Source organism: Pasteurella bettyae CCUG 2042 (genome assembly GCF_000262245.1).
Taxonomy (GTDB): Bacteria; Pseudomonadota; Gammaproteobacteria; order Enterobacterales; family Pasteurellaceae; genus Basfia; species Basfia bettyae.
Map to the genome: position 1 here is coordinate 84,745 of NZ_AJSX01000019.1, position 20,161 is coordinate 104,905.

At 36.2% G+C, this 20,161-nt stretch carries 21 protein-coding genes, 2 tRNA genes, 1 rRNA gene, 1 other RNA gene and 1 pseudogene; 14 read left to right on the forward strand and 12 right to left on the reverse strand.

The window, feature by feature from the left end; translation table 11 throughout:
- Positions 1-222 precede the first annotated feature (222 nt).
- Entirely contained in the window at positions 223-1,734 is a 1,512-nt protein-coding gene (gene mltF / locus HMPREF1052_RS04015) for a membrane-bound lytic murein transglycosylase MltF (RefSeq protein WP_005759849.1), read from the forward strand.
- Positions 1,735-1,745: 11 nt separating this feature from the next.
- Complete coding sequence (locus tag HMPREF1052_RS11210) at positions 1,746-1,904, forward strand: hypothetical protein (RefSeq protein WP_155811587.1); 159 nt, start codon at positions 1,746-1,748, stop codon at positions 1,902-1,904.
- A gap of 73 nt (positions 1,905-1,977) precedes the next feature.
- Here the strand turns inward: HMPREF1052_RS11210 and HMPREF1052_RS04020 are convergent, their stop codons facing one another.
- Genes HMPREF1052_RS04020 through HMPREF1052_RS04045 form a run of 6 tightly spaced genes read right to left on the reverse strand, consistent with a single transcriptional unit; the run spans position 1,978 to position 7,718 of the window.
- Positions 1,978-2,739, reverse strand: a complete 762-nt coding sequence (locus HMPREF1052_RS04020; protein WP_005759813.1) for an ABC transporter ATP-binding protein — start codon at positions 2,737-2,739, stop codon at positions 1,978-1,980.
- Positions 2,732-3,547, reverse strand: a complete 816-nt coding sequence (locus tag HMPREF1052_RS04025; RefSeq protein WP_005759846.1) for an ATP-binding cassette domain-containing protein — start codon at positions 3,545-3,547, stop codon at positions 2,732-2,734. Before HMPREF1052_RS04025 ends, HMPREF1052_RS04020 begins: the two co-directional genes overlap by 8 nt.
- Positions 3,537-4,400 (reverse strand): nickel/cobalt ABC transporter permease, encoded by an 864-nt coding sequence (gene opp1C / locus HMPREF1052_RS04030; RefSeq protein WP_005759782.1) that lies wholly within the window; start codon positions 4,398-4,400, stop codon positions 3,537-3,539. The genes HMPREF1052_RS04025 and opp1C overlap by 11 nt, the downstream gene beginning before the upstream one ends.
- Positions 4,400-5,332, reverse strand: coding sequence for a nickel/cobalt ABC transporter permease (opp1B, locus tag HMPREF1052_RS04035; RefSeq protein WP_005759825.1), 933 nt, complete (start codon positions 5,330-5,332; stop codon positions 4,400-4,402). The genes opp1C and opp1B overlap by 1 nt, the downstream gene beginning before the upstream one ends.
- A gap of 11 nt (positions 5,333-5,343) precedes the next feature.
- Positions 5,344-6,909 (reverse strand): nickel ABC transporter substrate-binding protein, encoded by a 1,566-nt coding sequence (gene nikA / locus HMPREF1052_RS04040; protein WP_005759843.1) that lies wholly within the window; start codon positions 6,907-6,909, stop codon positions 5,344-5,346.
- Positions 6,910-6,950: 41 nt separating this feature from the next.
- On the reverse strand, positions 6,951-7,718 hold the full coding sequence (locus HMPREF1052_RS04045; RefSeq protein WP_040596262.1) for a class I SAM-dependent methyltransferase: 768 nt from the start codon (positions 7,716-7,718) through the stop codon (positions 6,951-6,953).
- A 95-nt stretch (positions 7,719-7,813) separates the two neighbouring features.
- Here HMPREF1052_RS04045 and HMPREF1052_RS04050 point away from each other — a divergent pair, with 95 nt between their 5' ends.
- From HMPREF1052_RS04050 to HMPREF1052_RS04090, 10 genes and pseudogenes are all read left to right on the forward strand, one after another.
- The gene (locus HMPREF1052_RS04050; protein WP_005759885.1) at positions 7,814-8,227 is read left to right on the forward strand and encodes a MerR family transcriptional regulator; all 414 of its coding nucleotides are present in this window, start codon (positions 7,814-7,816) and stop codon (positions 8,225-8,227) included.
- Positions 8,228-8,348: 121 nt separating this feature from the next.
- The gene (gene rpsF / locus HMPREF1052_RS04055) at positions 8,349-8,726 is read left to right on the forward strand and encodes a 30S ribosomal protein S6 (protein ID WP_005759888.1); all 378 of its coding nucleotides are present in this window, start codon (positions 8,349-8,351) and stop codon (positions 8,724-8,726) included.
- A complete protein-coding gene (gene priB, locus HMPREF1052_RS04060) occupies positions 8,713-9,036 on the forward strand; it encodes a primosomal replication protein N (RefSeq protein WP_040596263.1) in 324 nt (107 codons plus the stop codon). The genes rpsF and priB overlap by 14 nt, the downstream gene beginning before the upstream one ends.
- 17 nt (positions 9,037-9,053) lie before the next feature.
- A complete protein-coding gene (gene rpsR / locus HMPREF1052_RS04065) occupies positions 9,054-9,281 on the forward strand; it encodes a 30S ribosomal protein S18 (protein ID WP_005759927.1) in 228 nt (75 codons plus the stop codon).
- A 19-nt stretch (positions 9,282-9,300) separates the two neighbouring features.
- Positions 9,301-9,750 (forward strand): 50S ribosomal protein L9, encoded by a 450-nt coding sequence (rplI, locus tag HMPREF1052_RS04070; RefSeq protein ID WP_005759897.1) that lies wholly within the window; start codon positions 9,301-9,303, stop codon positions 9,748-9,750.
- Between the two features lie 184 nt (positions 9,751-9,934).
- The gene (gene rnr, locus HMPREF1052_RS04075; protein WP_005759844.1) at positions 9,935-12,337 is read left to right on the forward strand and encodes a ribonuclease R; all 2,403 of its coding nucleotides are present in this window, start codon (positions 9,935-9,937) and stop codon (positions 12,335-12,337) included.
- Between the two features lie 3 nt (positions 12,338-12,340).
- Positions 12,341-13,078: a 23S rRNA (guanosine(2251)-2'-O)-methyltransferase RlmB gene (gene rlmB, locus HMPREF1052_RS04080; RefSeq protein WP_005759807.1), complete on the forward strand. Its 738-nt coding sequence runs from the start codon at positions 12,341-12,343 to the stop codon at positions 13,076-13,078.
- Between the two features lie 207 nt (positions 13,079-13,285).
- Entirely contained in the window at positions 13,286-13,363 is a 78-nt protein-coding gene (gene tnaC, locus HMPREF1052_RS11640) for a tryptophanase leader peptide (RefSeq protein WP_081484389.1), read from the forward strand.
- Between the two features lie 108 nt (positions 13,364-13,471).
- Entirely contained in the window at positions 13,472-14,887 is a 1,416-nt protein-coding gene (gene tnaA / locus HMPREF1052_RS04085) for a tryptophanase (protein ID WP_005759789.1), read from the forward strand.
- Positions 14,888-14,971: 84 nt separating this feature from the next.
- A pseudogene (locus HMPREF1052_RS04090) lies at positions 14,972-16,204 on the forward strand (aromatic amino acid transporter).
- A gap of 166 nt (positions 16,205-16,370) precedes the next feature.
- On the opposite strand, the gene HMPREF1052_RS04095 reads toward HMPREF1052_RS04090, so the two are convergent.
- From HMPREF1052_RS04095 to HMPREF1052_RS04100, 3 genes are all read right to left on the reverse strand, one after another.
- Positions 16,371-16,940: a 5-formyltetrahydrofolate cyclo-ligase gene (locus tag HMPREF1052_RS04095; RefSeq protein ID WP_005759863.1), complete on the reverse strand. Its 570-nt coding sequence runs from the start codon at positions 16,938-16,940 to the stop codon at positions 16,371-16,373.
- A 16-nt stretch (positions 16,941-16,956) separates the two neighbouring features.
- Positions 16,957-17,154: non-coding RNA, 6S RNA (gene ssrS / locus HMPREF1052_RS11060), on the reverse strand.
- 75 nt (positions 17,155-17,229) lie between these two features.
- Positions 17,230-17,553: a cell division protein ZapA gene (locus HMPREF1052_RS04100; protein ID WP_005759894.1), complete on the reverse strand. Its 324-nt coding sequence runs from the start codon at positions 17,551-17,553 to the stop codon at positions 17,230-17,232.
- 124 nt (positions 17,554-17,677) lie between these two features.
- Here HMPREF1052_RS04100 and HMPREF1052_RS04105 point away from each other — a divergent pair, with 124 nt between their 5' ends.
- The gene (locus HMPREF1052_RS04105) at positions 17,678-18,223 is read left to right on the forward strand and encodes a YecA/YgfB family protein (RefSeq protein ID WP_005759867.1); all 546 of its coding nucleotides are present in this window, start codon (positions 17,678-17,680) and stop codon (positions 18,221-18,223) included.
- A 10-nt stretch (positions 18,224-18,233) separates the two neighbouring features.
- Positions 18,234-19,562, forward strand: coding sequence for a Xaa-Pro aminopeptidase (gene pepP, locus HMPREF1052_RS04110; RefSeq protein ID WP_005759945.1), 1,329 nt, complete (start codon positions 18,234-18,236; stop codon positions 19,560-19,562).
- Positions 19,563-19,812: 250 nt separating this feature from the next.
- On the opposite strand, the gene HMPREF1052_RS04115 is transcribed toward pepP, so the two are convergent.
- From HMPREF1052_RS04115 to rrf, 3 genes are all read right to left on the reverse strand, one after another.
- Positions 19,813-19,888, reverse strand: a tRNA-Trp gene (locus tag HMPREF1052_RS04115).
- 14 nt (positions 19,889-19,902) lie between these two features.
- Positions 19,903-19,979 (reverse strand) — tRNA-Asp (locus tag HMPREF1052_RS04120).
- 12 nt (positions 19,980-19,991) lie between these two features.
- Positions 19,992-20,107: ribosomal RNA gene (gene rrf / locus HMPREF1052_RS04125) — 5S ribosomal RNA — on the reverse strand.
- Positions 20,108-20,161: the final 54 nt, after the last annotated feature.

Consider the following 20,161-nt stretch of genomic DNA (forward strand, 5'->3'; position numbering starts at 1 on the left):
CGAAAACGTTTGCTTTGCTTTTGATTGAAGGCATCTTTTATGTACGATGGGAAAACTCGAGCAATTAACTTCAATTGATAATCTGAAAAATTTTCAAAATTTTTACCGCAGTTTTGCGGTAAAACCGCTCTCGAAATCTACATCAATTATCACAAATTTGAGTATTCTGTGCCGAACAGTTACAATGCCTCCAATTTATAATCAATTTCTAGAGAAAAATATTTGAAAGGCTTATTTTTACGTATCGTTGCTGCACTAGCGCTATTATTATGGGCTATTGATATGGTCTTCCCTTGGCAACAAATGATGCGTTCAGAAGAAAATCGTTATACCGCTATCCAACAACGGGGCAAACTTATTGTTGGAACCGTCAATAATCCTGTGTCTTATTTCATTGGCACCGAGGGACAGGCTGGGCTTGAATACGATTTAAGCAAAGCATTTGCCGATTATCTTGGCGTAAAGCTCGAAATGAAAACAATGAATAATAGTGAACAACTCTTCAATGCTCTGGAAAATAATAAAATTGATATTGCCGCAGCGAATCTGCTCTTCCAACCTAAAAAAGCAGAAGCTTTTCAAATTGGCCCAGCTTATTATTCAGCCTCTTGGCAGTTGGTCTATCGGAAAGGCGAAACTCGTCCACAATCTTTAAACCAAGTTAAAGATAAACTAATTATTGCCAGTGGAACAGAACTACCACAACTGTTAATAGAAGGGCAAAGTAAATATCCAAATCTACAATGGCAATTAGATGATAACCTGACTCAAGAAGAATTATTATTACAAGTGGCAGAGGGTAAAATTAATTATACTATCGCTAATTCTATTGATGTTTCTGCTGTACAACAAATTAAGCCAAACATTGCAGTAGCCTTCGATGTGACAGATGAAGCGACAGTACATTGGTATTTACCTAATAACTCTTACAATGAATTACAAGCCGCCTTATTAGACTTTATGAATAATTCTATTGAAGGTGGATTAACTGCACGTATTGAAGAAAAATACTTTAATCATTTCAGTCAGTTTGATTATGTAGATATGAGAGATTATATTAAGTCTATTACTACTGTATTGCCTAAATATGCTGCCCTTTTTGAAAAATATAAAGGAGAACTCGATTGGCGATTACTCGCAGCCGTAGCTTATCAAGAATCTCACTGGAATGAAAATGCCACGTCAACCACGGGCGTTCGTGGTATGATGATGCTCACAAAAGCTACCGCAGATCGAATGAAAATTAATGATCGCACTAATGCAGAACAAAGTATTAAAGCCGGTTCAGAATATTTACATTGGTTAATTGCTCAAGTGCCTGATAGTATTCCTCGTGAAGATCGAATTTGGTTTGCTTTAGTGGGCTATAATATGGGTTTAGGACATATGTTAGATGCTCGTAGGCTTACTAAAAACTTAGGCGGAGATCCTGATAATTGGCTTGACGTAAAAAAGAATTTACCATTATTAGCTGAAAAACGTTATTACAGCAATTTAAAATATGGTTACGCCCGAGGTTATGAAGCTTTTCAATATGTGGAGAATATTCGTCGCTACATGAACAGCATCATTAATTATTATCGAGTGCAAGAAAATGCTGATAATAAAGAAAACGAACAAAAAACACTTTCTCCGAATATTGAGATAAATGATTCCAGCTCTTCAGAGAAAATACAAAATGAACCTGTTTCAGAAAAAACGCCCACAACATCATCTGAAACTCAAAACAAATAGGAGTAATAAGTATGTTAATTAGAAGACGTAAACCTTCTTTAAAAAAAACGACTAGTTTATCATTACATTTATCTCATCGACGTAACTCTCGGATTAAACGGTTAAAACATCGCAAGGCAAAAATTGCACAACGTCATGAATATAATTTTGTGGTATGCCATGAATGTTAATCGAAAAAAAATACCGCACAAAAGCAACTAAAGTGCGGTATTTTTTAGAAAAATTTTATGTCTAATGCCAATGTTAAATCACTGATGATAAGAGTTTAATTGCATAATCTGATGTCACATTTTTTAGATTTTGTACCGCACTTTGCTCCACTATTTGTCCTTGCTTGAAGAAAAGCACTTGCTCACATAAATAACACAATACTTGAATGTTATGTGTAATAAAAAAATAACTCAGATTAAAATCTTGTTTAAGACGAATCAGTAAATCTAAAATTTGAACCTGAGTTACTAAGTCTAAGGAACTCACGGGTTCATCCAAAACGATTAAGGAAGGATGAGTTATTAATGCTCGACAAATACAAACACGTTGAGCCTGACCACCAGATAACTGATAAACATAATGAGACATTAAATCAGCAGATAAATTTACTTTATCCAAATATTCTACCACCCGCTGTTGTAATTGCGACAAGGTATAATTTCCTTGAATTCTTAAAGGTTCGCTGATCGCTTGAAATACAGTCATTGTTGGATTAATTGAAGACTGATAATCTTGAAAAACAAGACTAATACTATTTAGTCGATTGCTCGGTTTGAAAATAGATTGTTCATTTAACCATATACTGCCGCAATCAGGCTTTTCAATACCACAAATTAAACGAGCTAATGTACTTTTACCTGAACCACTCTCCCCCACTAAACCTAGACTTTGCCCCTTATCTAAATGAAAAGAAACATCATTTAAAACTTGCTGGTTAGCAGATTTTAATAAACAAAAAGAAGAGGAATAGCTTTTTGAAATATGTTCTACAGACAATAATGGAGAGCTACACATAACTTTCCCCCTTAATAGAATGCAACGCACGATTAAGTTTTTCCCGCATGGAAAGTAAATACTGAGTATAACTATGTTGAGGTTGGTTAAACAGTTGTCGAGCTGCCTGTAGCTCTACTAATTGCCCTGTTTTTAACACAGCAATCTGATCTGCCAATTCTTTGACTAAGCCTAAATCATGGGTAATAAAAATAAGTGAACAATCTTTTTGTTCAACCAATTGTTTAAATAAAGGCAAAATTTCAAATTGTGTTATGGCATCTAAAGCTGTTGTGGGCTCATCAGCAATGATCAATTCTGTATCCATAGCTAATGTCAACGCTAACATGACTCGTTGTAGCTGACCACCACTCAGTTGGTTAGGATAACGTTTTAAGATATCAGAAGATAGTTTCACTTGTTCGCAAGCCAAAGCCAATTGTTGCAGATAATCTCGCTTAGAAAGTGCGGTATGTTTTGCAAAAATTTTTCTTAATGCTAAGCTCTCAATACATTGTTTTTCTAAGCTCATTAAAGGATCAAATGCACTCATTGCATTTTGTACAATCAAACTCATCCCTACTGGCTTCTTCAGGCTAGAAGAAGAAATTTGCTGATTTTTAAAATAAATTTGTCCTTGTGCTTGTAAATTTTTAGGCAGTAAACCCATCATCGCTTTTGCCAACAAACTCTTACCACTACCGCTTTCTCCAACTATTGCTAAGGTTTGCTTAGATTGAAGAGATAAATTTAAATTATCGATCAAGGGAAAAGTTGAATCTGGTGCCTTAATAGATAGCTGATGAATAGTTAATAGCTCAGAGTTCATCAGTTTTCACCTTAGTAAAATTAATTCGATTATCAGGATCAAATACGTCGCGTAAAAAATCGCCTAAACCGTTAAATGCCACCACAACCAATACAATAGCTATACCTGCTGGTAACATTTGTTCGGGGTGTAAAATCATAATATTTTTTGCATCACTTAGCATACTTCCCCATTCAGGCACGGGCGCTTGAACGCCTAATCCCAAAAAAGAAAGTGCAGAGATCAATAAAATCACAGATCCAATATCCGCAGAACCTAAAATCATAATTTCTGCAGCGGTGACGGGCAATAAATGACGATAGATAATTTGATAAGAAGATTCACCGATAGTTTGCGCATAACGAATATAATTTTTATGCATATATTGTATGACAGTACCTCGAATCATACGAGCATACCAAGCCCATTTGACTAATACTACCGCCAATAAGATATGTTCAATTCCAGCCCCTAAAATACCCACTAAAGCTAATATCATGACTTCACTAGGAAAAGAAAGCATTACATCACATAAACGCATGAGTATTTCGTCAACTTTTTTACCGAACACCCCAGCTATCATACCAATTACAATGCCGATCAATAAGGTAATAAACATTGCCCATAGTGCATAAAATACCGTAACTCGAATACCAAAAAGAATACGTGCAAAAATATCTCGTCCAAGATGATCCGTACCAAACCAATGTACCTCACTCATCGGTAAATATTTTTGGCGAATATCCGCAACAGTAGGATCAAATTGAGTTAACCAAGGAGCAAAAATCCCCAACAAGAAAACCGCTAACACAACAACTAAGCAAAACTGTGCAAAATAATTATAGCGTAATCTTGATAAAAATAAGGCTAGCATTACTCACCTCGTCTTAATCTTGGATCAAGATGATGTTGCAATAAGTCAATCATAAAATTAAAGCACAGGAAAAGCACTGCCATGAGTAAAATATAAGCCTGAATCATTGGATAATCTCGTCCAAAGATTGCTTGAATACATAAACGTCCAATTCCTGGCAATGCAAAAATATTTTCAATAACAACCGAACCCGCAATCAATTTTGGAATTCCCATACCTAATGCCACTAAAATACTATGTAGCGAGTTTCTTAATACATGCTTAAATAGGATTTGAGATGCTGATAAACCACGAGCTCTAGCATAAAATACATAGGGTTGCTCTAATTGGTTCAACATGGTACCACGAATTAATCTTAAATATGTGCCGATATAACCTAGAGATAAGCTTAAAGCGGGCAAGATAATCCCTGAAGCTTGAGATAAGCCATTAGAAGGGAAGCAATTAAAATGAACTGCAAATCCCCAAATTAATAATAATGCGAGCCAATAATTAGGTATCGCAGTAAAAATAAATAAGACAGCTCGAATACTTTGATCCCATTTACTATTTGGGTAAATCACACAAATTAATGCACCACCAAAAGACACCACTAAAATAATAATTAATGCGCTAAAAGCTAAATATAAGGTGATAGGTAATGCATGTAATATTTCAGAAAGTACAGGCTGATTATTCAAAAAGGAACGCCCTAAATCTAAATGGATAATATGCCACAACCAATTTAGATAGCGTTGTAAGAAAGGTAAATCTAATCCTAACTGATGACGCATATCAGCGATCACGTCATCAGTTATGGTAACCGCATTGATCCGCAAAGCTATTTCTGCTGGATCTGATGGTGCAAGGTTTAACAACACAAATGCGACAAATGAAATGAGTAGCATAAGTGGAAACATCATCAGTAAGCGACGAATAAAATAGCTTTGCATTCCGATTTAGCTTATTTTGATTTAAAAGACATCTTCTCAAACGGAATCTCATATTGAGAAGGGTTAAAAGCCACGCCCTCTAATGCTTTCGCATAAATAGCTTTGGTACGAGAATAAGTTAAAGGAATATATACCGCTTCATCTGCCAGTGTTTTAAACAGATCTGCATATAATGCTTGGCGTTTTTGTTCATCAGGGGTAATAAGCAACTCACCAATAGTGCGGTCAATTTCTGCTTTATTTGGTAATCCTTTTTGTGCTTGGAAATCTGCATGTGCTGGAATGCGGAAAGAAGACACAAAAGAAGCAGGATCGTAAGGTTTACCCCAAGAAAGTGAATATTGTAAATCAAAATCACCTAATTTTTGACGATCTAAAAAGGCTTGCTTTTCTTCCCCTAAAATCTGTAGATCTATACCAAGTTTTTTAAAGTCAGCTTGCATTAACTCTGCAATTTCTTTTTCTGAAGCATTATTAACATTATAAGAAAGCAATAACGAAAGTGGAGTACCTGCTTTTTCACGAATTGTTTTACCTTTTTCTAAAATCCAACCCGCCTCATCTAATAATTTTGCAGATTTTGCTAAATCAAAACCATAGGTTTTCACGTCAACATTTGCATAAGGCACTGTTTTTGACATTAAGGTTTCGGCTACGGTTTCAGCATTATTAAAAATCCCCGTAGCAATTCCCTGCTTATCAACCGCATATTCTAAAGCCTGACGTAATTTTTTATCTTTAGTTAAAGGGCGAGCGCTATTTAATACAATAGAACGAGAAGCCGTTGGCTCACTCATTGATGAAGCAAATTGTTGAGAATGACTAATTTGCTTGAAAGAATCCATATCCAGCATATCGCCATCTGCGCCATAAATTAGCTGAATATCACCTTTCTGAAAAGCTAACAACATTGTTTGACGATCTGGAATAACTTGCCAATTCACAGCGTTTAATGCTGGCTTTTTCCCCCAATAATTTTTATTCGGGACAAAACGAGCATATGCATTTTTATTGTGATTTTCTAACATCCAAGGCCCTGTACCTACATAACAATCAACACCATTGAGGGTTTTTCCTTGTTTAAAGCATTTTGGAGAAAGAAAACGGAATGGACGAGTTAATCCTAATTCAGTTAACGTTGGATAATATGGATGTTTAAGTTTTAAGACCAAAGTAAAATCATCTGGTGCTTCAATATGATCAATTTGTTGTACTAGCTCTAACCAAGCATGACGGTTAAAGTTTTCAATTACTGCTTCCATATTAAGTTTCGCAACATTGGCATTAAAACTTTCACCATTAGAAAATTTCACGTCTTTACGTAAATGGAAAACATAGGTTTTTCCATCTTCAGAAATCGACCAACTTTCTGCAAGCCAAGGTTTCACGCCATCATTCGTATTAATTACTAAAGACTCGAAAACCATATTCTGTGCTGCCATTTCACCAGAATAAAGATGCGGATTAATATCTCGAATATCTTTAGTACTCGCATAATCTAATTCATTATTGGCTTGATTAGCATAACTTCCTGTTGTTACTGAAAGTGCGGTCAAAAAAATAAAAATTTTTTTCATACAGTTTTCCTTCTCCTGATGATAATTATTTATGCTAGAAATTATTTCTGGGCGACAATCATAAACATAGGGGTAGAACAATAATTGATTTTTTCAATATCATCCCAGAGTCTTTCCCCTATTTTTGTATCAACGACAAATTGACTAAATCCGATATTCAATAACTGCTGCAAATCCCAATGAGGGCGAAGTTGGCGACTTAAAGGTAATTGGCGAGCAATAGCTTCCATTGCATGGGTATCTGTATTCTCATAATGATCCTCAATTTGTCTTTTTGCTGTATTCGCTCTATCTTGCTCAAAAGCCTTACGACGCTGTTCATCATATAAATAGAGATACCAATTCGCATCAAAATTAATAAGGCGTCCATTAGGCTTTAATACACGAAACCATTCTTGGTAAGCTTGCTCTGGATGTTGCAAATTCCATGTAACATTTCTCGTAACAATAACATCAAAGCTCTCATCAGCAAAAGGAAGTTGATGCACATCACCTTGCACAAAATCAATATTCACATTGGCTTGTTGTGCGTTCTGTTTAGCTTGTTCAAGCATATTATGGGTTGCATCAATCCCTGTTACTTGAAATCCTGCCTTTGCCATCAAAATCGCAAAAAAGCCTGGACCCATTCCAACATCTAAAACTTTAGAAGCCCCCTGAGGAACATGACCAAGAAGCGTTTTTTTCCATTTATCTCGTTTAATACTTTGTAATTCTTGTTGATTATGTTGGCTATAATCTTTTGCACGATTATCCCAATAGTTAGTCACATTATCTAATAAGCTATTTTGATTTAAATTTAACAACACATTAATTCTCTAATATTCGTTTCATTGCAAATTATGATAAACTATAAAGTAACTTTATGGTCAAGTGTTTTTTCTAATAAAATCAAAGGATAAAAATGAGAATCAGTCAACTTGCAAAAGCCGTAGGATGTACTAACGAAACTATTCGATTTTATGAACAGAGAGGCCTATTGCCCAAACCTAAACGCACTCCCAGTAATTTCCGTATCTATACATCCGAACACCTACAACGTCTTTGTTTTATTTGTTATTGTCGTAACCTAGACATTTCATTGTCAGAAATTAAAATGTTACTAAATCTTGAAAATGGATCTGAAAAGCAAGTTCAAGAAGTCAATCAATTGCTTGATAAACATATTCGTGATGTTGCTAAACGCTTACACGAACTAGACCACTTACGCATGGAATTAATTAAATTAAAACAAAAATGCAGTGAGATGACAGGCACCGATGTAATGCAAAATATCTTTAATACTGAGAATATTCGTTTCCGTAAAATAAACACTTGAGCTAATTTTTCGAGAAGTGTATAATTCGCTCCTTGCAGTCACATTTAATTTTCGTTCCTTGCTTCCGCAGATTGGTGACTGATCTAACAGTCGGAGGCTGATTAACCCGTAAGGAGCAGTAATGCGTCACTACGAAATCGTGTTTATGGTTCACCCGGACCAAAGCGAACAAGTACCAGGCATGATTGAACGTTATACAGGTTCTGTAAAAGAAGCTGGCGGTCAAATTCATCGCTTAGAAGATTGGGGTCGCCGTCAATTAGCATACCCAATTAATAAATTACACAAAGCACATTATGTGCTTATGAATGTAGAAGCGCCTCAAGAAGTCATCGACGAGCTAGAAACAACTTTCCGTTACAATGATGCAATTCTTCGTAACGTAATTATTCGTACTAAGCACGCCGTAACAGAAGCGTCCCCAATGGTTAAAGCGAAAGACGAACGTCGCGCTTCAGCTGAAGTTGAAAACAACGATTTTGAGGATGCTGAAGAGTAATTTGAAAATTGATAATCGTTTATCCATAGTTGGAGTTGTATCTGGCCAACCTAAACGAAGCAAAAGCCCTAATGGAATTGAACATTGCCGAATTTGTTTAGAACACCGTTCTGAGCAAGTTGAAGCAGGATTAGCTCGCCAAGCATGGTGTAAAATTTCCGTTCAATTTAGTGGCAATCAATTAATCCAAAAAACTCAAAGCATTACGGTCGGTAGTAAACTGTTAGTGGTTGGTTTCATTACCACTCATAAAACAGCAAATGGCTTAAGCCAATTGGTTTTACATGCCGAACATATCGAATATTTATAGATTAGGAGACTAGCCAAATGGCACGTTATTTCCGTCGTCGCAAGTTCTGCCGTTTCACAGCGGAAAACGTAGTTGAAATCGATTATAAAGATATCGCTACATTAAAGAACTACATCACAGAGAGCGGCAAAATTGTTCCAAGCCGTATTACCGGTACTCGTGCGAAGTATCAACGTCAATTAGCTCGTGCAATTAAACGCGCTCGCTATTTAGCGTTACTTCCATACACTGACAATCATCAGTAATTAATAGAGGATAACGGTAATGCAAGTAATTCTTTTAGATAAAATTGTTCACTTAGGTAATGTTGGTGAACAAGTTAATGTTAAATCAGGCTTTGCTCGTAACTTCTTAATCCCACAAGGTAAAGCGGTTATGGCAACTAAAGCTAACATTGAACACTTCGAAGCACGTCGTGCAGAAATCGAAGCTAAAGTTGCAGCTGAATTAGCAGCAGCACAAGCTCGTGCAGCACAAATTTCAGCATTAGAAACTGTAACTATCGCTTCTAAAGCTGGTGACGAAGGTCGTTTATTCGGTTCTATCACTACTCGTGAAATCGCTGAAGCTATTAAAGCAGCTGGTGTTGAAGTTGCGAAAAGTGAAGTTCGTTTATCAACAGGCCCAATTCGTACATTAGGTGAGCATGAAGTTAAATTCCAACTTCACGGTGAAGTATTCACTTCATTAAATGTGAATGTTGTTGCTGAATAATATCAAGTCACTTGATATGAAAACCCAGCTTACCGGCTGGGTTTTTTATTGTAAACAATGAGATAGGATATTTAAGAAACCTTTCTACTTTCCAAAGATAACCATTTCTTTCCTTGCTTTCAGCCCCTCACAATGTCAAACTAACTATGATTAATAATCACTATCCGCTAACGAGGAAAAGATTATGATAAAAAAAATCAAAAATCAGACCGCACTTTTAGATCCTAATTATCAACAAGAATCAGAAAAATATGATAATCCAGTGCCAAGTCGTGAGTTTATCCTACAGACTATCCGTCAGCATAATGCACCGATGTCTCGAGAAGAAATTTTGAAAGCCTTTGCTATTCGAGATGAAGAACGTTCCGAAGGTATACGTCGTCGTTTACGAGCAATGGAAAATGATGGTCAGCTTGTTTTTAATAAACGTCGTTGTTATGTACTACCTGAAAAATTAGATTTACTGAAAGGAACGGTCATTGGACATCGTGATGGCTATGGTTTTCTTCAAGTAGAAGACGCTAAAGAAGATTTATTTATTCCTAATACACAAATGCAACGTGTAATGCATGGCGACTATGTACTTGCTCAACCAGGTCAGCTTGACCGTAAAGGTCGCCGTGAAGTGCGTATTGTTCGTGTCCTAGAAGGACGTAAAAAACAAATTGTCGGTCGTTTCTTCCTTGAAGAAGGGATCGGCTATGTGGTACCTGATGATAGCCGTATTAATCGTGATATTTTAATTCCCAATGAAAGCCGAAAAGGTGCTCGTATGGGACAAGTTGTCGTGGTTGAGCTTAAACCTCGTACGGCGAGTTTCAGCCAAGCAGTTGGAGTAATCACTGAAATTCTTGGTGATAATATGGCAAAAGGTATGGAAGTAGAAATTGCTCTCCGTAATCATGAAATTCCCCATACTTTTCCAGCAGCCGTAGAAAAACAAATTAAAAAATTTACAGAAGAAATTCCTGAAGAAGCAACTGTCGGTCGTGTAGATTTACGAAAATTACCTTTGGTCACTATTGATGGTGAAGATGCCCGAGATTTTGATGATGCTGTTTACTGTCAGCGTGAAGATGGTGGTTGGCGTTTATGGGTAGCTATTGCCGATGTAAGTTACTATGTGCGCCTACGTACAGCATTAGATATTGAAGCGCATAATCGAGGTAATTCTGTATATTTTCCAAATCGTGTGGTACCAATGTTGCCAGAAGTACTTTCTAATGGTTTATGTTCGCTTAATCCACAGGTTGATCGCTTATGTATGGTCTGTGAAATATCGATTTCAGATAAAGGAGAACAAAAAAGCTATCAATTCTACGAAGCCGTAATGAATTCTCATGCTCGTCTTACTTATACTAAAGTGGCTCGTATTTTAGAAGGTGATGAAGAGCTTAGTAAACGTTATGCAGAACTTGTACCTGACTTGAAAGAATTGCACAATATGTACAAATCCTTGGTACAAGCACGCCATCAACGTGGCGCCATTGACTTTGAAACGATTGAAAGTAAATTTATTTTTAATGAATTAGGTCGTATCGAAAGTATTGAGCAAGTAGAGCGCAACGATGCTCACAAAATCATTGAAGAATGTATGATTATGGCAAATATTGCGGCAGCGAACTTTATGGAACGCCATCAAGAACCCGCACTATTTCGTATTCATGCAGGGCCAAGCGAAGAAAAATTGGTATCATTCCGTAGTTTTCTTGCTGAATGCGGACTAAGTCTAGAAGGTGGATTAAAGCCAACCACTAAAGACTATGCAAAATTACTTGAAGAAGTGAAAGAACGTCCAGATCATGAATTAATTCAAACGATGTTGCTACGATCTTTGAGTCAAGCTATGTATAATGCGGACAATATTGGTCACTTTGGTTTAGCTCTCGAAGAATATGCCCATTTTACCTCACCAATTCGTCGCTATCCCGATTTAACTTTACACCGCAGCATTAAATATCTATTAGCTAAAGAGCAAGGTTTTAAACGTAAAACTACAGACACGGGTGGTTATCATTATAGTTTAGAGGAAATGGACTTATTGGGCGATCATTGTTCTATGACAGAACGCCGTGCTGATGATGCAACTCGTGAAGTGGCTGATTGGTTAAAATGTGAATATATGCAAGATCATGTAGGCGATGAATTTGAAGGTATTATTTCGTCAGTCACAGGTTTTGGCTTCTTCGTACGCTTAAAAGATTTGTTTATTGATGGTTTAGTACATATTTCTACCCTAGAAAATGACTACTATCGTTATGATGTCTCAGGTCAACGTTTATTAGGTGAAAATAGTGGTACAGTGTATCGCATTGGTGATGTAATTAAAGTTCGCGTTGAAGCGGTGAGCCTTGAACAACGTCAAATTGACTTTGCTTTAGTTTCCAGTGCACGTAAGCCTCGTAGAGAAGGTAAAACAGCCAAAGATAATGCAAAAAAATCCATGCGCTATGCAGAAAGCTATGAGAAACAACGTAAAAAAGCACAAGCACCCCGTAAAGGAAAAGCTAAAAGTGCGGTTAAAAAATCAAAAAAATTGGTAAATAAAAAAGCCGATAAAAAATCCACAACAAAAAAGAGAAAATAATTCATGTCTGAAAATATTTATGGCATCCATGCAGTAAATTCATTTTTAACCACTGCCCCTGAACGCATTATTGAAGTATTTGTGCTTAAAGGTCGTGAAGATAAACGCTTGCAACCATTATTAAAAGAATTACACAATTTGGGTATTTCTGTACAATTCCTTAATCGCCAAACTTTAGATAACAAAGCCAATGGTGAGGTTCATCAAGGTATCATTGCACGTGTACAACCAGCAAAGGAAATGAATGAGCATGATCTAGATAAGATCTTAGCCAATCAAAAAAATCCCTTAGTATTAATCTTAGATGGAATTACCGATCCGCACAACCTTGGTGCCATATTACGTACAGCAGATGCTGCTGGCGTATGTGCGGTTATCGTGCCTAAAGATAAATCAGCACAGCTAACTGCTATTGCTCGTAAAGTAGCTTGCGGTGCAGCCGAAGTTGTTCCACTTATTCGAGTGACTAATCTTTCTCGAACTATCCGTGATTTACAACAAAATCATAATATTTGGGTTGTAGGTACTGCTGGCGAAGCAACAGAAACACTTTATCAAACAAAACTTACGGGGCCACTTGCTTTAGTAATGGGAGCTGAAGGTGAAGGCATGCGTCGTTTAACTCGTGAACATTGTGATCAACTTATTAGTATTCCAATGGCAGGATCGGTATCTTCACTTAATGTCTCAGTTGCTACTGGGGTATGTTTATTCGAAATAGTAAGACAAAATATCGCCTAAAAGATCTCTCAGAGTGATGCTAATGGGATGATTATTGTTAACATCCCATTAAGTCAAATAATAAAATTTTTGTGATAATCTTCACATTTCTAATATGTCATCCGTGACAATGGAAAACCATATTTATATTATTCAGAATGTTGTAATCTATAAGCGAGAGAACTAAGTTACTCTCATCATATTAAATGCTAAGCTGAGGATTATCGCATGCTCATAATACTTTCACCAAACCAGGCCTGGGTATTATCCGACCCTAAAATTTCCTTTTTCTTTCCCATAAAATAATACACTCTTCTCTTTCTTACCTAATTTCATACATTATTTCTTTGAAATAACGTAACGTGTTTTTATCGCATTTTATAATTGCTCGCCCAATTATATAAGGATTTTATTATGGAAAATTTTAAACATTTACCTGAACCATTCCGTATTCGAGTCATTGAACCAGTAAGAAGAACCACACGTGAATACCGTGAACAAGCTATTATTAAAGCGGGGATGAATCCATTCTTACTAGATAGTGACGATATTTTTATTGATTTATTAACAGATAGTGGAACAGGTGCTGTGACACAAAATATGCAAGCAGCCATGTTAAGAGGAGATGAAGCTTATAGTGGTAGCCGCAGTTATTATGCACTTGCAAATGCGGTGAAAGAAATCTTTGGCTACGAATATACCATTCCAACACACCAAGGACGTGGAGCTGAACAAATCTATATTCCTGTGTTAATTAAAAAACGTGAACAAGAAAAAGGTTTAGATCGTAGCAAAATGGTCGTTTTTTCAAATTACTTCTTTGATACTACACAGGGTCATAGTCAATTAAATGGTGCTACAGTTCGTAATACTTATATCAAGGAAGCCTTTGATACAGCTGTCAATTATGACTTTAAAGGCAATTTTGACTTAGAAAAATTAGAACAGGGGATTTTAGAAGTAGGTCCCCAAAATGTGCCTTATATTGTCTGTACCATTACTTGTAACTCCGCAGGTGGACAACCTGTTTCTATTGCAAACATGAAAGCCATGTATGCTATTGCTCGTAAATATGATATTCCCGTGGTTATGGATTCTGCTCGCTTTGCTGAAAATGCTTATTTTATTCAACAACGTGAGGCTGAGTATAAAGACTGGACAATTGAACAAATTACTTATGAAAGTTATCGTTATGCTGATGCATTAGCAATGTCCGCTAAAAAAGATGCTATGGTACCAATGGGAGGATTACTCTGCTTCAAAGATAGTGCAATGGAAGACGTTTATAACGAATGTAGAACCTTGTGTGTTGTTCAAGAAGGCTTCCCGACCTATGGTGGATTAGAAGGTGGAGCGATGGAACGTCTAGCAGTGGGATTACATGATGGGTTACGTCAAGATTGGCTCGCCTATCGGATTAATCAAATTGAATATTTAGTTAATGGATTAGAAGAAATCGGTGTCATTTGTCAACAACCTGGAGGACACGCTGCCTTTGTTGATGCAGGTAAATTATTACCCCACATTCCCGCAGAACAATTTCCAGCTCAAGCTTTAGCTTGTGAGCTTTATAAAGTCGCAGGTATTCGAGCTGTTGAGATTGGTTCATTCTTATTGGGAAGAGATCCAAAAACAGGTAAACAGTTGCCTTGCCCAGCAGAATTATTACGCTTAACCATTCCTCGAGCAACTTATACACAAACTCATATGGATTTCATTATTGAGGCATTTAAACAAGTGAAAGAAAATGCAGTGAATATTAAAGGGTTAACCTTTACTTATGAACCAAAAGTCCTGCGTCATTTCACGGCACGTTTAAAAGAAGTCTAGTAAAATCAACCGCATATTATCTTAATGTGCGGTTTCTTTTTATCAAATTTCACATCAATATTCTATATTGATAAGGGTCTTATTATGCACAAGAAACCTTCTATATTTGGTGGAGCCTGCATTATTGCTAGCGTATGTGTTGGTGCTGGAATGTTAGGTTTACCTTCTTCTGGCGCTGGTGCTTGGACAATATGGTCTGTAATAACCATTTGTTTCACCATGGGAATAATGACTATTTCAGGTTGGCTACTATTAGAATCTTATAAACATTTTTATATCCGAGCGTCATTCAGTACCGTAACAAAAGCATTATTAGGCAATCAAATTAATTTTCTCAATAATCTTGCAGTTTACTTCGTTGGTGGAATTTTACTTTATGCCTACATCACAGCATCAGGCAGTATACTTGATAATTTAATGAAGCCTTTTATTGATTTAGGTGTATCAGGAAGTCGCTTATGGTCTGTCGTTTTTGTATTCGTTTTTTCCTATTTTGTCTGGCATTCAACACGTATTGTTGATCGTATTTCTGTCTTATTAATTATTTTTATGTCTCTATCTTTTATTTTTAGTACTTATGGATTAGCTACAAATATTGATTTAACCATATTATTTGATTAACAAGGTACAGAAACTAATTATGCACAATATGCTATAGGTATGCTCCCTGTTGCATTAACCTCGTTTGGTTATCATCATTCAGTAGCAACAATGCGAGCTTATTATGGTGAAGAAAGAAAAGCAAAATATGCCATACTATTAGGTACTATCATTGCCTTAGCCCTCTATTTACTTTGGATCTTAAGTATTTTTGGTAATTTACCACGTAATCACTTTTCGTCTATTATTGCCCATGATGGAAATCTTGATATTTTACTAAATACATTAAGTAATATCTGCAGTAACGAAGTCAAACAAGCGATTCATGCCTTCTCTATTGCTGCAATTTTATCTTCATTCATTGGTGTAGGTTTAGGATTATTTGCCTTTCTTGCTGATTTTTTCAAATTCGATAATAGCAAATTAGGGCGTACAAAATCTTGGGCTGTCACTTTTTTACCCCCGCTCTGCTTATCCTTACTTTTCCCTCTTGGTTTCTTAAAAGCCATTGGTTATGCAGGTGCGGTAGCAACAATTTGGGCTTGTATTATTCCAGCCGTGCTTGCTTATAAATCAAGAAAAATGCCAAAAGGAAATGAAGGATTCATCGTTGGGGGAGGAACTGCAATGCTGGTAATAGTTATTCTCTTTGGCATATGTACTGCCATTTTCCACTTTCTCGCAATGAATGGAGGGTTGCCAACATTTAAAGGATGATTAAAACTAATGTAGTCTAATAAAAACAAGCTATTTTTAGCATCAGTATTCAGTCATTCTCTTCATCATGCCTTTAATCTAAAATTAAAGGCATACATTCATCTTGATGATCATATTTATATATCTGCGAATACTAAAATTTTTTAAAATTCTACCGCACTTTGCTCTAAACACTTATTATGTCATACAATGGCACATCCCAGCTTTCAATAGGTAATTCATCTACTTGCTGACAAGCATAGGCTAGCCCAACGGGAAGAAAATTCTTTTGCTGCCAATGTTGTAAGGTTCTATCATAAAAACCACCGCCCATACCAAGGCGATTAGCATACTTATCAAAAGCAACAAGAGGAGTAAAAATAATATCTAAATCATCTATAGGTATCACATCATTTACATTTAATACAGGTTCTGAAATACCCATTTTATTCCTTTTCATTAAACTATCGGGGCGATAATTGATAAATAATAAATGGCCTTTAGTAAATGGATGTAAAAGAGGAACATAAACCTTTTTACCTTGTTGCCATAAACTCTCAATTAATAATTTTGTCGAAACTTCACCATCAAAGGACAAAAATAAAGCAATATTATGTGCTTTTCTTTTTGCCACCAAGGATAAGGCTTTTTGAGTAATTAATTGCTCGGCTTGAGCTTGTTCAAGTGCGGTAAGATTTTGTCTCTTTTTTCGTATTTGTAAACGAATTGCTTGACGATGTTGGGAAATGCTCTTCATAAATATAAAAGAGTAAAAAGAACCCGAGATGCCGTTGTGGGTGGTCGGTCCTTGAACCCGACGGTTCAAGGGAATCAGTTGTAATTGTTTTCAGGTTTCCTACATCAGGATCCTAAGATCAAGGTAAGCATACACACCAACAATAGAGAACCAATTCGAAATATATAAGTATCGGCTCAGGGACGTAACCCGCTGTCGAACATCTCAGGAAGTCTTTATAAGTATACTAACGTAAATTCTTTTTTTTGACTAGTCCTTATTTACTGAGAACAGTTTAACTAGTCGAGTTTTAACCAATCTCATAGGAGCTAGTTTGCATTGGGGTTAACATTGCAATACGCTCTAATGAATGGGTTAATTGCTCAATTTGGTTTTGTAAAACTTTTTCTGTGTTATGTGTTTTTTGCTGTTCTTGCAACAATTCAAAACTTAAATTTAAAGCAACAATCGCCAAGGCTTTTTCTACTTGTAAAATACCTGTCCGTTCTTTCATTTCACTTACACGAGCATCTAGAATTTTTGCTGCTTCACGCAATGAATCATGCTGTTCTTCAGGACAATTTAAACGTAACACTTGACCTAAGAAATTAACTTCAATCGTTTTTGATGACATATCATAACCGCCTGTTTTGCAAAATTTCTCTTATTATGCCACACAGAAAAATTTTCGTCATAGATAATCCACAAAACAGTGGTAGAATGACGGTATCTTAATCAAGCAATAATAGTGAAAATATATGATTTCTTACTCAAATTTAAATCAACAACTTAAAAGTTCAGGGATCGGCGCTACTTCTGCAGAATTACATGGTTTTCTTAGTGGTTTATTATGTGGAGGTATCAATGATGAAAGCTGGCAACCACTCCTCTATCAATTCACCAATGATAACCATGCTTATCCAACCTCATTATTAAATGAAGTTGCTGAAGTCTATCAAGCAATTCAATTACAGCTAACAGATATGGATAACTTTTCTTTTGAATTATGGCTACCAGAAGAAGATGACGTATTTTCCCGAGCAGATGCGCTCTCAGAATGGACCAGTAATTTTCTTTTAGGTCTTGGTTTAGTCCAACCTAAATTGGATAAAGAAAAAGATGAAATTGGCGAAGCTATTGATGATTTACATGATATTTGTCAATTAGGTTATGAAGAAGACGATAATGAAGAAGAGCTTAATGAAGCTTTAGAAGAAATCATTGAATATGTGCGTACAGTCGCAACCTTGTTCTATACCCATTTCCATCCCTCTAAAACTGAAGGAAAACCGATTTTACATTAAGGAGTAGAAAATGGATTTAGCTTATATGGATGCTTTACCTATTGAAGAATTTATTCAACGTCGTGAAAAAATAGGCGAACAATTAGCCGATAATTCAGCGATGATCGTTTTTTCAAATATTGAGCAACGCAGAAATAATGATTGCACTTTTCCATTCCGTCAAGATAGTTACTTTTGGTATTTAACAGGTTTTAATGAACCTGATTCTGCATTAATTATTAGCAAACAGAATGCACAAATAACTACAACTATCTTTGTACGTCCTTCTGATCCGCTCATGGAAACTTGGAACGGTCGCCGTTTAGGGGTTATCAATGCGCCCACTAAATTACGTATAAATAAAGCTTTCTCCATTGAAGACTTCAAACAAGAAGCGACTAAAATTTTTAAAAATTTAACCGCACTTTATCATTATCAAGGATTACAACCTTGGGGTGATGCACTGCTTAATGAAGCCTTTAGTACACCTCCGCAATATATTAGCTGGGCTCCAATCTTAGATGAAATGCGTTTGTTTAAATCTGCTAATGAAATACGCTTAATGCAACAAGCGGGACAAATCTCTGCATTAGGGCATATTAAAGCGATGAAACAAACTCGTCCAAATCGTTTTGAATATGAAATTGAAAGTGAAATTCTTCACGAATTTAATCGTTTTGGTGCTCGTTATCCATCTTATACTAGCATTGTAGCAGGTGGTGAAAATGCTTGTATTTTACATTACACAGAAAATGATCAAGTTCTCAGAGATGGCGAGTTAGTGCTCATTGATGCAGGCTGTGAATTTGCTATGTATGCTGGAGACATTACTCGTACTTTTCCTGTAAACGGCAAGTTTACTCAACCACAACGCGAAATTTATGAAATAGTTCTTAAAGCTCAAAAACGTGCATTAGAGCTATTAGTCGCTGGTAATACCATCCAGCAAGTCAATGATGAAGTGGTGCGTATCAAAGTACAAGGTTTATTAAATCTTGGCATTATGCATGGAGATATTGATGAACTTATCAAAAATGATGCACATCGTGAATTTTATATGCATGGATTAGGTCACTGGTTAGGCTTAGATGTGCATGATGTAGGAAGTTATAGTAAAGATACGCAAAATGGCAATCGTAATTCAAAAATACGTAATCGCCCATTAGAAGTTGGCATGGTTTTAACTGTTGAACCAGGTCTTTATATTTCTCCTAAATCTAATGTACCTGAACAATATAAAGGAATTGGGGTGCGTATTGAAGATAACATCCTAATTACCGAATATGGAAATAAAGTCTTAACTAGTTCAGTTCCAAAAGAAATAGCAGAAATTGAAGCCTTAATGGCAGAAAGTCATTAATCACAATAATAGGAGATAAGGAGGCATCAGCCTTCTTATTTTTTATCTGAAAAACTGAATAAATACTTTAAAATTCTACCGCACTTTTAATACGCATTAAACGATAATTTTATTTATCCTACAATAACAAATTATTAAAATAATATTAAATTCAAAAAGTCTGATTATTCAACTTTTCCACAAGCCAATAATAAAAAATCCACTAGTCATTCAACTAACGGATTGTTAAATTTGCTCATAATAAAATTAATGGCAGGGGCGGAGAGGCTCGAACTCCCAACACCCGGTTTTGGAGACCGGTGCTCTACCAATTGAACTACGCCCCTATTGGTAAATATATTGGCGGAATGGACGGGACTCGAACCCGTGACCCCCTGCGTGACAGGCAGGTATTCTAACCAGCTGAACTACCACTCCGCAAAATTGGGTATTTGGCAGTAACCTACTCTCACATGGGGAATCCCCACACTACCATCGGCGTAACAACATTTCACTTCTGAGTTCGGCATGGGATCAGGTGGAGCTATTGCACTATTGCTGCCAAAAAATTTTATTTTATTAATTCACTTCAGTAAATGAATTAATAAAATAAGACCTAG